The 13,314-nt window shown below is 47.7% G+C and carries 9 protein-coding genes; 4 read left to right on the forward strand and 5 right to left on the reverse strand.

Annotation, left to right across the window (positions count from 1 at the left end; all coding sequences use genetic code 11):
• Nucleotides 1–470 precede the first annotated feature (470 nt).
• Together Q0Y54_RS07920 and Q0Y54_RS07925 are read left to right on the forward strand one after the other, a co-directional pair.
• Complete coding sequence (locus Q0Y54_RS07920; protein ID WP_297966069.1) at nucleotides 471–2,420, forward strand: peptidase U32 family protein; 1,950 nt, start codon at nucleotides 471–473, stop codon at nucleotides 2,418–2,420.
• A gap of 258 nt (nucleotides 2,421–2,678) precedes the next feature.
• Nucleotides 2,679–3,977 (forward strand): aspartate aminotransferase family protein, encoded by a 1,299-nt coding sequence (locus Q0Y54_RS07925; protein WP_297966074.1) that lies wholly within the window; start codon nucleotides 2,679–2,681, stop codon nucleotides 3,975–3,977.
• A gap of 85 nt (nucleotides 3,978–4,062) precedes the next feature.
• Here Q0Y54_RS07925 and Q0Y54_RS07930 read toward each other — a convergent pair whose 3' ends face one another.
• Nucleotides 4,063–5,820, reverse strand: a complete 1,758-nt coding sequence (locus tag Q0Y54_RS07930; RefSeq protein ID WP_297966076.1) for a diguanylate cyclase — start codon at nucleotides 5,818–5,820, stop codon at nucleotides 4,063–4,065.
• 184 nt (nucleotides 5,821–6,004) lie between these two features.
• Here Q0Y54_RS07930 and lexA point away from each other — a divergent pair, with 184 nt between their 5' ends.
• On the forward strand, nucleotides 6,005–6,619 hold the full coding sequence (gene lexA / locus Q0Y54_RS07935; RefSeq protein ID WP_297966077.1) for a transcriptional repressor LexA: 615 nt from the start codon (nucleotides 6,005–6,007) through the stop codon (nucleotides 6,617–6,619).
• Nucleotides 6,620–6,719: 100 nt separating this feature from the next.
• Here lexA and Q0Y54_RS07940 read toward each other — a convergent pair whose 3' ends face one another.
• The 3 genes from Q0Y54_RS07940 to Q0Y54_RS07950 are packed head-to-tail and all read right to left on the reverse strand — an operon-like array spanning nucleotide 6,720 to nucleotide 10,828.
• A complete protein-coding gene (locus tag Q0Y54_RS07940) occupies nucleotides 6,720–7,973 on the reverse strand; it encodes a methionine gamma-lyase family protein (RefSeq protein WP_297966080.1) in 1,254 nt (417 codons plus the stop codon).
• Between the two features lie 21 nt (nucleotides 7,974–7,994).
• Entirely contained in the window at nucleotides 7,995–9,803 is a 1,809-nt protein-coding gene (hflX, locus tag Q0Y54_RS07945) for a GTPase HflX (RefSeq protein WP_297966082.1), read from the reverse strand.
• A 14-nt stretch (nucleotides 9,804–9,817) separates the two neighbouring features.
• Nucleotides 9,818–10,828, reverse strand: a complete 1,011-nt coding sequence (locus Q0Y54_RS07950; RefSeq protein ID WP_297966084.1) for a nucleoid-associated protein — start codon at nucleotides 10,826–10,828, stop codon at nucleotides 9,818–9,820.
• Between the two features lie 188 nt (nucleotides 10,829–11,016).
• Between Q0Y54_RS07950 and Q0Y54_RS07955 the strand changes: the two genes are divergently transcribed.
• Nucleotides 11,017–11,547 (forward strand): ECF transporter S component, encoded by a 531-nt coding sequence (locus Q0Y54_RS07955; RefSeq protein WP_297966086.1) that lies wholly within the window; start codon nucleotides 11,017–11,019, stop codon nucleotides 11,545–11,547.
• 203 nt (nucleotides 11,548–11,750) lie between these two features.
• Here Q0Y54_RS07955 and Q0Y54_RS07960 read toward each other — a convergent pair whose 3' ends face one another.
• Nucleotides 11,751–13,184, reverse strand: a complete 1,434-nt coding sequence (locus tag Q0Y54_RS07960) for an ATP-binding protein (RefSeq protein ID WP_297966088.1) — start codon at nucleotides 13,182–13,184, stop codon at nucleotides 11,751–11,753.
• Nucleotides 13,185–13,314: the final 130 nt, after the last annotated feature.

Below are 13,314 nucleotides of genomic sequence, written 5' to 3' on the forward strand. Positions count from 1 at the left end.
AGTTTGTTTTCCCCCACCTAAAGAGGTGGGGGACATCTTAAAGCTCGTTATATTCAATCTGCTTATGGGATCCCAGATAAGGAAAAGATGATTCAGGAATAAAGGTCTTTAGTAAATACCGGTGATGGATTTAAGAAAATCATTGTTACGAAGGATGCAGCTGCACCACTCTATAATAATGCTGGTGTGTTAGTAGTTAGTGTATATGATTTTCTCCTTGATCAAGACAGCATGGATATTCACTTCATGTAGAATACAACCAAACAAGGGACAGCCGAAAGCTTTATTATTTTACCAAAAATTGTTATACTAAGAGTTAGTGTGCTAAATTTCTATAGTAAGCAAGATGAAAGCACATAGGCTTTCATCAGCCCTTACACGAAATCTAAAGCTCTTCTGCATCCTTCGGATTTGATTCGCTAAGATTTCATAGTAGATAAAAACATTTCAATATAAAGGAGCAACATAAAATGATTTTAAACCGTAAATCAGTGGAACTTTTGGCCCCGGCCGGCAACTGGGAGGCCCTGGTGGCTGCCGTGGAAGCAGGTGCTGATGCTGTTTATCTGGGGGGCAAGCATTTCAATATGCGCATGCACCGGAACAAGGAAACCAATTTTGATGATGAGATGCTGAAAAAGGCCATTGAGTACACCCATGCCCATGATGTGTGTCTCTACATCACCCTGAACAACCTTATCAGTGATGATGAAATCGAGCCACTAAAGGAATATCTGGCTTATCTCAATGAAATCCGTCCCGATGCCATTTTGGTCCAGGACTTTGCCGTGCTGGAGATTGCCAGGGAAATGGGCATCACCATTCCGTTCCACACCTCCGTAATGATGAATACCCACAACGAGCACGCCATCAAGAAGCTGAAGGAATATGGCATTACCCGTATTGTGGTGGGCCGGGAAATGACCCTTTCGGAAATGTCTTTATTTAAGGAAAGAACCGGTCTGGAAATCGAGTATTTTATGCATGGTGATATGTGCATCGCCGAAAGCGGCCAATGCATCCACTCCGGCGTACTATTTGGCCAGAGCGGCAACCGGGGGCGCTGTCTGAAGCCGTGCCGTTGGGCCTACAAGCTCATTGACGAGGACACGGGTGAAATCCTGGATAAGGATGACCAGCACGATTATAAGCTGGCCCTCAAGGATATGTGTATGTACAGAAATATACCTGAACTCATTCAGGCTGGTGTGTTCTCCTTTAAAATTGAGGGCCGTATGCGCCCGGCTGATTTTGTCCGCCGCATTGTGGCCACCTACCGAAAGGCTATTGATGCCTATATTGAGGACCCCTATGGATATCAGGTGGACGAAGAAGGTTGGCAGGACCTGTACAAGAACCGGGCCCGTGATTTTACTACCACCTTTGCTCTGGGGCAGCCTGATGCCAGTGATATCGGCTTTGACGGCTCCCGTGAGCCCCGCTTTTTCAGCGATGCTGTGGAGGAAGCAGGCTTCCAGGATGAAATTTTAAAAGCCGAACCAGCCATAAATAAAGAAAATACCGGGAAACGCCGGCTGGCCCTTCAGGTGGCTGACCTGGAAGCAGTGGAAGCGGCCTGCGCCAATGGTGCTGACATGGTATATCTTTCCGGTGAGGCCTACAAGCCAAGGAAGCCATGGTCCGTAAAGAATGTGGTCAAAGCCATTGAAATCGGTAAGAAATACAATACCCAAATCCTTATTGGCACCCCACGGACCACCATGCGCCGTGAATGTGGCGAGCTGGAGCAGTATCTTAAGGCCGTCAATGAGCTGAAGCCGGCCGGTGTGCTGGTAAGCAATCTGGGCTCCTTAAAGCTGGCCCAGGAGTGCACCGACCTGCCTGTACAGGCAGACTTTTCCTTTAATCTGTTTAACCACAAGGCGGCCAGCTTTATGAAGAAGAACGGCATATCCATGGGTACCGCTTCCCTGGAGCTGTCCTTTGCCCAGGTCCGCAATCTGGTGGAGCAGTCCCAGCTGCCTATTGAGGTTATTGTTCACGGCTCCTACGAGTCCATGATCTGCGACCACAATTTTGCCGCCATGATTTTGCCATACAAGCATTTAATCAACCCTGAGTTTGTAAATCGCCACTATGCCCTGAAGGATGCTGTCGGCGGGGTTCATCCCCTGCGTATGGACCAGTTTGGGCGCAATCATATTCTCTTTACCAAGGATCTGTGCTACTATCCATATCTGGATAAATTCAACGGCGTGACTGCCTACCGCATTGAGGCCAAGGATTATGAGCCGGAGCTGGTGGCAGAGCTCACCAATGCCTACCGCACTGCCCTGGATAAGCTGGATGCCGGCCAGCCGGCCTTTGATGAGGCAGTCTTCAAGAGAATGCAGGAGGCTGGGCCAAGAAAGCTGGGCATCGGCGTATACCGCTTCCGCCAGTCCCAGGATTCGTTATGAGCACAAGCTTTTTACAATTAAGTACATATTGAGATAGATGGTTTGAACAGTTTGTCACAATACGTTTAAGAAGTTTTTTGTTGCAGTTCCTTAATATTAGTGGAAAAAATCATTTGTTTGAGCGACGCGAAACTAGTCCTTTAGGGCGAAGCGAGTTATGATTTTTTTCACTATATAAAACGCAAGAAAAAACTTTAGTATTGTGACAATGTGAAAACCACTATCACAATACTAATAGTATATTAAGGAGAGGTGTTTATGTCGTTAGAAAAACCTATTGGCCCTGAGGCCATTTTGGAAAAGAAAAAAAAATACATCATGCCTTGTCTGGCTCACTTCTACAAGGAGCCCCGCCAGTTCGTCAAGGGCGATATGCAGTTTTTGTACGACAGCGAGGGGCGGAAATACCTGGATATGTTCGCCGGTGTATCCGTAATGAACTGCGGTCACTGCAACCCGGAAATCACGGAGAACGTGGTAAAGCAGGTTCAGTCCCTGCAGCATGTCTGCAATATTTATCTGACAGAGAATTTTGTTAATCTGGCAGAAAAGCTGGCGGAGGTTACTCCAGGGGATTTACAAAAGACCTTCTTCTGCTCCACCGGAACCGAGGCCAATGAGGGAGCCATGCTGCTGGCCTCCATTTATACCGGCAATGACGAGTTTATCAGTCTGAGAAACGGTCTCCACGGCCGCACCAAGCTGACCATGAGCGTTACCGGCATTCAGATGTGGCGCACAGACCCCCATCCTTGTGGGGGTATTCACTTTGCCCCCAATGCCTATTGCTACCGCTGCCCACTGGGGAAGAAATATCCTGAATGTGATTTGGCCTGTGCTAATGCAGTGGAGGATTTGATAAAATATTCCACCAGCGGTCACCCGGCCGCCCTGATTGCCGAGCCTATTCAGGGAAATGCGGGGATTGTTACCCCTCCCAAGGGGTACTTTAAGCGGGTCAAGGAAATACTGGAAAAGTACAATGCCCTGCTGATTATTGACGAGGTGCAGACCGGCTTTGGCCGCACCGGTAAAATGTTTGCCATAGAAAACTTTGATGTGGTGCCGGATATTATGACCATGGCCAAGGCCCTGGGTAACGGAGCCCCAATATCCGCCTTTACCGCATCAGCCAAGATTGCTGATACCTATACCAAGCCGGGAGCCTCCACCCTGGGGGGCAATCCGGTATCCACCATTGCCGGTCTCAGCGTCATCAACTACATTCAGAAGCATAAGCTCATGGAAAATGCCCAACAGCGGGGACAGCAGCTCTATGATGGTCTGGTGGAATTGCAGAAAAAGCATCCTATCATCGGCGACATCCGCGGTCTGGGCCTAATGCGGGGTGCTGAGTTCGTCCATGCAGACAAGAGCCCAGCCCCTGAGGAACTGGATATGGTGCTGGAGGAAATGAAAAACCGGGGCTTTATCATCGGCAAAAATGGTATCGAGCGCAATGTAATGGCCTTCCAGCCGCCACTGGTGGTTACCGAAGAGGATATTAACAGCGTGCTGAATGCCCTTGATGATGTGTTGACAGAGGTACTCAAATAAAACAATAGGAAAACCAGCAAGGCCCTGATGAAAGGATTATCTCCTGACATCAGGGCCTATTTGTGTATTTTTATTTGTGATTAATCTAAGTCACCGTTATGCAGTTCTTGCCACCTTGGATTTTCGATTTATACATGGCGGCATCCACCCGCTGGAACAGGGAAATAAGGGTATCCTTTTTGGTGGCGGCGGTAATGCCGATGCTCACCGTGACATTATCAACATTGAGCTTGGAGGCCAGACCCATAATTTTGCTTCTGATGCGTTCTGCCACATTTTCCGCCACCCGAACGTCACAATTGTTAAACACGATGATAAACTCATCGCCACCCCAACGTCCTGCTATGTCCGTTGAACGTATATTTTGCTTAATAAGGGCAGCCACACTCTTTAATACCGAATCGCCAATATCATGACCCAGGGTGTCATTTATTCCCTTAAAATTATCTATATCCAGCATCAACAACGTCATGGAGCCATCTGACAATTGAAAATCATACAGGGAATTTTTCATTTCCGATTCCAATTCGCCGCGATTGAGGAGATTGGTCAAAAAGTCGATTTTGGCAATATCATGAAGGCGTTTATTGCTTTCCTCCAGCTCCGAGGACACCGCCTGAACAAAGTGCATGAGATGACCGACAATACCGCTGCGCCGTTCCAGACGAACCGTCGGCATGGATTTACTCTCATAGAAGCTGGTGGTAATGCCGCCCTCCCGCAAGCCGATTATCGACAGACACATATTATTCATATATATACCGCCATCAAGAGAGCGGACATATTCACCCCAGGCATATATGCCCGTTGAAGCGGCTGACTTGCGACAAGCCTCCAATTCCTCATTGACATTCTTATGCAACAATACCTGGCGGGCCCAACAGCTGACCGCAAATACCCCCTCCGGCTGAAATCTCACCATATCCTCCAGCAACGCCCTTGCCTCATATATGACGAAATCCGGGTCACCATAACAAAGCCGCACCTTTTCGCCCAAAACAAAATCAGCACCATAGCAGGCACTGCCATCATCGCACAATGAACGTGGCAATCTGGACAGCAGCATACCGCCTCGCGACAAAGAAAATGGGAACACAACTGCCTCCTTAATAAAGGACTCATCCCATTGGCTAATCCCCAGATACCGCTCGTAAATCTCCCGCACCGGTACATTATCTATTTCCGAAACGGTATTAGCGTCATTTAACCTGGTAATCCGCATGACCTTGCCCAAAGGCCGCCAGCCACTGCCATAGCCGATATGAGCCTGTAATGATTTCCCCTTAAAGGCTACTACAACATGACCGCGTTCTATGACCTCATCACTGGTAAAAACAAAACCATTGACACCTACCGTACCATCTACGACTATACCACCAAAGAAAATAATATCCGTTGGAAGCTGAGACAATATATTAAAGAATGGAACCATATTCAACGCATAGCCCGATGAATACATGCCCACTGCCACAAGCTGCCTCATATCGATTAATTTTCTATATAGAGCCTCGCCAATTTGCTTACTATGTTCATCCTCCCAGTGAACCGGCAACACCTCCACGGTGGAAGATGAAAATACGGAAAAGGTCACTGATATTCCATAATAATTTATCTCCCCTTCAGTAATACTGGCATGCGCTGTACCGCCGATGACCTTTACATCGGGCAGGACCTCCTTTAGCTTCGCCAAAAGCATTGGCGTATCGCCTTTCAGCTTGATATCAACAAAGATAGTCGCCAAAATACACGAATAATCACCATACTCCGGTAACGTATCAGCAAATTCGTCCACTACCTTATAAAAAGCATTTATATCATCACAAAGATATGGTATATGTTTCATTTAACGTCCTCCTTCAGGACCATTGTTAACAGTCACAACTATTATACCATAATAGAAATATAAACTGTAACTAATACTTCACTTATTTAACCAAAAAGGCAGCACTTTTGTTTGTATAATACTTGCAATAGAACATATATGTGATATACTATACCTATACAATAATATGTGAGGAGTGTGACTAATGGGACGAAAACGCTGTGCTGATGAGCGCATGGACCAAATTTACAAGTATATCAAGGAATTTCTTCTGGCAAAGGGGTATCCTCCTTCCGTCCGGGAAATTGGTAAAGCGGTTGGGTTGAAGTCCAGCTCCACCGTACATGGTTATCTTAACCAGCTGGAGGATGCCGGTCTTATCCGTCGGGACCCTACCAAGCCCCGGGCCATTGACCTGTTGGAGGCCAAGCCTTGGGAACGTACCGTCAATGTACCTCTGGTAGGAGCCGTAACAGCCGGGGTACCGATTTTGGCCCAGGAAAACATTGAGGAGGTATTTGCCTTTCCTCAAAATCTCCTTGGCACTACCAGTGAAACCTTTATGCTGAAGGTGGAGGGAGAAAGCATGATTAATGCCGGCATTTATGACGGGGATTATATCATGGTAAAGCAGCAAAACACCGCCAACAACAGCGACATCGTGGTTGCCCTGGTAAATGGTGAATCCGCTACGGTAAAACGGTTCTTCAAGGAGAAGGATTGCATCCGCCTCCAGCCGGAAAATGATTCCATGGAGCCATTTTATGAAAAAAATGTAACTATTTTGGGAAAAGTAATCGGTATCTATCGCCAGATGTAATGTCAGGAATATGAAAAGAGAGAGTAACCTCACACAGGCCACTCTCTTTTTTTTACTCTCTTTCTTTGCAGGACGTTTTCACATGGGAAGTATTAACCAATCACCTTCGGTTCTTGGATACTTCCGCAATAGCTTGGGCGGCTCCCATAATGCCTATTACGGCGTGCTCGAAGGTGATACCACCCTGCATGTATACGTTGTATGGGGGCCGCATGGGGCCATCGGCACTGAGTTCAATGGAGGCTCCCTGTACGAAGGTACCGGCCGCCATAATAATCTGATCCTCGTAGCCTGGCATATCCCAGGGCTCAGGAGCGGCAAAGGAATCCACCGGTGAATACTTCTGAATTCCGCCGCAGAAGGCAATGAGATTTTCCGGCCTATCCAGCTGCACAGCCTGAATAATATCTCCCCGCACCTCGGTAGGCAGGGGCAAGGTTTTATACCCCAGCTTGGTGAACATACCAGCGGCAAAAATAGCTCCCTTGATGGCCTGGGCCACCACATGGGGAGCCACAAACAGGCCCTGGAAAATCATGCGGTTGTTGGCCAGGGAGGCTCCCAGCTCATCCCCCATCCCCGGTGAGGTAAGGCGATAGGAGGCCAGCTCCACCAGCTCATCCCGGCCGCAAATATAACCGCCGGTAAGGGCAATGCCACCCCCCGGGTTCTTGATAAGGGACCCGGCCATAATATCTGCCCCCACCTGTACCGGCTCCCTGGTATCCACAAATTCACCGTAGCAATTATCCACAAAGCAGACGCAGTCCGGCTTAATACGGTGCACCTCGGCACATATGGCCTCTATATCATCAATACTCAATGGGTCACGCATGGAATAGCCCCGGGACCGCTGAATAAGCACCATTTTGGTGTCCGGCGTCAGCTTTCCGGCAATACCGGCCATATCCACCTTGCCCTCCACCATATCCAGCTCATCGTATTTTATGCCAAATTCCTTTAAAGAGCCCTTGCTTTCCGCAGCATGGCCAATGACGGTCTGCATAGTATCGTATGGGGCACCGGTAATGGACACCAGCTTGTCCCCCGGCCGCAAAATACCAAAGAGGACCGTAGCCAGAGTATGGGTTCCGGATACAAACTGAGCCCGCACCAGGGCCCGTTTGGCCCCAAAGACCCTGGCAAACAGTTCATCCGCCTTCATGCGGCCCACATCACTGTAGGCATAGCCGGAGGTGGTATTAAAATGAGACTCCCCCACCTGGCACTCCCGCATGGCATCCAACACCTTTAATGTATTGGCCTCGGCAATAGCATCCACCCGTTCAAACATAGGCTGGCTCTCTGCCAGCACCTGTTTTTTTAATTCAATTAATTCTTCTGAAAATGCCATTAGATATAATTACTCCCTACGTTAAATTTCATATTCCTTATATGGTTCAGCATCGGTTACCGGAAGCTCCACCTCCAGTACCGTACCCTGTTCATCATAATCCGTGCCCAGAACCTGACCTATCTCATGAAGCCGGGTAATCACACTGCCCTCCGTATAAGGAACGCGCAATTTCATAATTACCCTGCCCTGATTAAAGAAGGAGGCCAGCTTCTCCCTGAGGACTTGTAAATCCGCCCCATTTCTGGCAGAAATCACCACGCCCTCCCGGCCCTGGAGCATCCGCTGGGCATCAAAGTCCGTGCCCCCCTGCTCCATCAGCCTGTCCGCCTTATTAAACACAAAAATGGCCGGCTTTTCCTTAGCCCCGATTTCCTCCAAGACCTTCATAACCGCCTTTATTTGCAGCTCGTAATTAGGGTCACTGGCATCCACCACATGAACCAGCAAATCCGCCTCGGTGGTTTCCTCCAGGGTGGCCTGAAAGGCACTGACCAGGGTATGGGGCAGCTTTTGAATAAAGCCTACGGTGTCCGTAAGGAGAATTTGCTGCTTTTCATCCAAATCCACCAAACGGGTGGTAGGATCAAGGGTAGCAAACAGCTTGTCCTCCGCCAAAACATCAGAATTTGATAAAGCATTGAGAATAGTCGACTTCCCTGCATTGGTATAACCCACCAAAGCCGCAGAGGCCAGTCTGGACTGCTTTCGTTGATTGCGGTGCAGCTTCCGCTGATTTTTCAGCTTGCTCAGCTGCTGCTCCAAATCGTGTATCCGCCCATGAATCCGCCGGCGGTCCATTTCCAGCTTGGTTTCTCCGGGGCCCCTGGTGCCAATGCCGCCACCCAGACGGGACATTACCAGCCCCTGTCCCCCTAATCTTGGCAGATTATATTTCAGCTGGGCCAGCTCCACCTGCAATTTACCGGCACTGGACCGGGCCCGCTGGGCAAATATATCCAAAATAAGTGCCGTGCGGTCCACCACCCGCAGGCCGGTGCTGAGCTCCAGATTGCGCTGCTGGGACGGGGAAATTTCGTCATCAATTACCAGCAAATCCGCCTCCACATTCTGGGCCAGCATGGCGATTTCCTCCACCTTCCCCTTGCCCAGAAAATAGGCGTTGTCCGGCTTATCCTTATTCTGGATAACCTCACCAGCTATTTCCGCCCCGGCCGTTTCCACCAGGCCGCGCAGCTCCCCCAGAGAGTCCTCTGCCTGCCATTCATCCCGGCGACTGCTGAAGGATACCCCGGCCAAAATGGCCTTTTCCCTCTGCTCCCCAGTATCCTTTAGCCTGTTCTTCCCCAAGGCACTGTTGACCAGCACAATAAGCTGAACCAAATCAATATTGTTCAGCTCCTTCAGGGACAGCTCCTTGGTGCCGCTGACCACATAGCCCCCCTCTTCGGTCATTTCACCATTCAGAAAGGCCAGACTGCCGTAAATTTTTCCCCCCTGCTTCCGCCCAAGGGCTACCATACAATCAAACCGCATACTCCTGAGAGAGGATAAATCGGGAGCTGACAATCTGGTGTCGGCACTGGGATGGGTATGGACACAGCGAATACCGGATAAGCGGATGGTACTGCGCTGCTTGATATCCGGTAGCTCCACCGTAGCGTCATCGCCCACGGAGACCTGGACCACAGCTCCTTTACGGTTGATGTACACCGCCACCTCCCGGCCTAAAATCCCCGTAAGCTCCAGCATTTTTTCCGCCGCCTCACGGGTGATAATCTGCCCCTGGGGAATTTCCAGCTCATAAAGGGCCTCCAGCTCCTGGATAACCCCGGCCCTTATGTTGTCCAATTTTCCATTTACAACCATATATCACCTATGCTCTATCTATTAATAATATTTTGGATGTTTTTCAGGGTAATGGACATGGAGCCGTCCTCCTCCTTGAAAAATTCCACAAAATCCGTATTTTCAAAATAATCGGTAGGTATAGTCAGCTCAATCCCCGTATCGGTGCTGAGCTTATGCTTTTTCATCTTCTTCAGGGTAGCCTCCTGATTTACCTCCACCGGTTCCGCAAAGCCGGCAGTCTCAATGGCATGATTATAATCCGCCGCCATGGAGGGATTGTCCTGAAATACCTCCCGGCCTACCGCCACCGGATCAAGGACTGCCTCCTTTTCCATGTTCTCCGCAATAAAGCTCTTTACTGCCGTAACCGCCGCCACTTCATCCTGACAATAGGCCTCTGTTACCTTCTTTACGGCCTTGTTGATTTCCTTTATGGTCTCCGATGGGGAAGGAGCCTGGGCACATTCCAAAAACAGCTCCGGAAGCAGAAAGATATTGTTGCCATCCATATTGTACTTGCGGGACTTGGACAGGATTTCCATGGTGTCACAGTTGATAAATACAAATTCATCTATTTTTTGGGTCAGTCCCGGTAAAATAGCGTAGTTATTCACCAGCTCCGTGGCCACCTTGCCCTGTTCATCCACATTAATCTGATGAACATAGCCCTGATGATTGTTGCACTTAAACATAATCAGATAGTGCACCTCATCCACCCGGCCATCACAAATCAGCAAATCCGTGGAGGCCACCGCTTCGGCAGTGGTCAGCAGCTTGTACAGATTGCCGGCCGCCTGCCGGGAGAATGGAATAAAATCCATATTCCCCTGCAAATACCCCTCCAGCAAAGTCTTGAATTCACTGTTGCCATAAAAGCTTCCCTTCTTGGCCTCCTGGCTGGCTATGGTTTTCTCCACGTGCTTAATGATAAACTCCGCCGTAGGCTCATTCATTTCCAGCAGCGCATCAGAAAATACCTCATTTGATTGATTTACATCTAAAATATGCAGTATAGCCTTGTCGATAACTACCCTATGTGTCACCTCAAAAAATAAGCTGCTGTAAACACAGCAGCACCAAAAATAACTAGATTATTTTATCACGATGGGAATGTACACGCAACTGTGAAAAAACGCCTCTATAAAATGTTTGACAAACCTATCATAAGGGTTATAATAGGGACTAAATATATAACCTATATTTTTAGTAGGCGTTATGGGAGGGATTATATATGCATATTGCGCCAATTAATCAACAGAAATGGACGGCCCAGGAAATGTGTCTGGTGGCCGTTATGTCCGCGGTGGTATTTGCAGCCACCTTTGTGCCGAAAATTCCTATTCCTCTGGGATATGCCCATTTGGGGGATGCGGCAATTTTTCTGATAGTGCTGCTGGCCGGTGCCCGTCAGGGTATATGGGCCGGCTGTATCGGCTCTGCCTTTGCGGATTTATTGGGCGGCTTTCCTTTATGGATTGGCCCCACTATCCTGATAAAGCTTCTTATGGCCCTGTCCTTCGCCCTCATTGTGGAAAAGGTGAGCGAAGAAAAAGTGCTAAAATCCATCCGAACCTTTACAGCTCTAGTGGTTGCCCTGTTAATAATGACTGCCGGCTACACCATCTTCGGTGCTGTTTTATATGACAGCATAGAGGCCGGCCTGTCCTCCGCCCCAGGGCTCCTAATAGAATCCGCCGTAAACATTGCTGCCTTCTACCTGGCCGCCGTGCCGCTAAAGGGGAAAGTTGTTGTTAATAGATAAAATGATATTGTAAAAAAGACTTATAAAAAGCTTATGGTCATAGGCAGCAAAAAGCCTATGACCTTTTTTACAACAATAATTCAGAAAAGCAGAAATTTATATGAGGTTCCGGCCTAAGCTCTGGACCACTGGGGAAGACATATCCACAGCAATGGGGATTTATACTGACTATTAAATGGTTATGACGACCGACCAGTAGGCAGCTAAATTGCGCCGACGCTAATATCTTCTGCCAACAAAACATTTTCAGCTGCTGCCACCTTCACCAGCTCTTCCGTAAAACCATAGAAAGAAAATATTACATAATGATATTTTCCTTTATATTTATTGACAGGAAATTTCTGCTGCAAATGCCGGAGAACCTCCACATCTGCCTTCTGACGGCGAAATTTACACTCACACAGCAAATATTCTTTTCCCAGCCTGTCTGTAGCAACTATATCTATTTCCTCGGCAACGGTTTGCTTCTTTCCCTCAACGGTATGAACTACTTTATCCCACCAGCGTCCTATCCTCGTAAAATGAAACGGCAGCTTTCCTTCTTGATTTTTTCGGCGAAGATATTCGATACAAACCCTTTCATAATTATACGATACAAACTGGTGCAGCTGCGGCTCTATCTGATATTGCCAAATTCCATTAATATCTCCCGCCTCAAGCTCAGAAATACTGCTATATACAAAGGAATACCAAAATCTGAAATAGGAATCCGTTAATTTATACAACCCACGTTGGCTTCCCTCCCGTTCTTTTGCCGTAGCCAAAACGGAAAATTCGCGCTCCACAATGCCCAATTCCATCAGATTTCTAAGATAGGCTGTTATTTTACTTTTCTCCAGCTGTGTCTTGCTGTGAATTAAGGCCAAATTATTATTGCCCAAGGCAACTGCTTCTATAATTGTGTTGTATATACTGGTTTCTCTAAGCTCCTGACGCAACAGAAACTCAACCTCATTATAAAGCACACAGCCCTTACGCAGAATATTAGCCTTTACATTTTCCGCCAAACCGTTTTTGGGATCGAACTGCTCCAAATAATACGGGATGCCTCCCAGAATTGCATAGGCTCCAATCTGCTCCTCCAATGTATACTCAGGAAAAAATTCCTGTGTCTCCACAAAGGATAATGGCTGAAGCTTATAAACTCCTGTAGCCCGCCCATAAAGAGGATTTTTCTCTCCCAGCAGCTCATCCTCCATAAAGCTTACTGCACTGCCACAAAGTATTAACATAATATTTTGTTCAGACAGCTCATGGTCCCACATATTTTGCAGTATAGATGGTATTTCCGGAGTACCCTTGCACATATAGGGAAATTCATCAATAATCAGCACTTTTTTGCCATCTGCCGGTATATCGGCTATGCTGCGAAAGGCTGAATCCCAATCCACGAATCTATTCAGATAATTAGCTGCAGGCATCCCCGTATTCAATAATCGTTTAGAAAATCTATCCAACTGCTCTACTGCTGTACATTCAGTGCATGCATAAAAAACTGCCTGCTTTCCCTGGGAAAACTGCTTTAACAGTTCCGTCTTGCCAATACGCCGACGCCCATATATGACAACCAGCTCCGCCTTATGTGAAGAATAACATTTTTGGAGAAACTCCATCTCTCGTTTACGCCCTACAAACATACCATTACCTCAACCATATAATCACGATTATTATAATTATGATTATATGGTATCATCATCCAGGCAGTTTATCAAGAATTAATCTCTGCTCAATAATGCCATTTTATCCAATGCTAACGGGTGCTAAGAC

Source organism: uncultured Anaerovibrio sp. (assembly GCF_947302755.1).
Taxonomy (GTDB): Bacteria; Bacillota; Negativicutes; order Selenomonadales; family Selenomonadaceae; genus Anaerovibrio.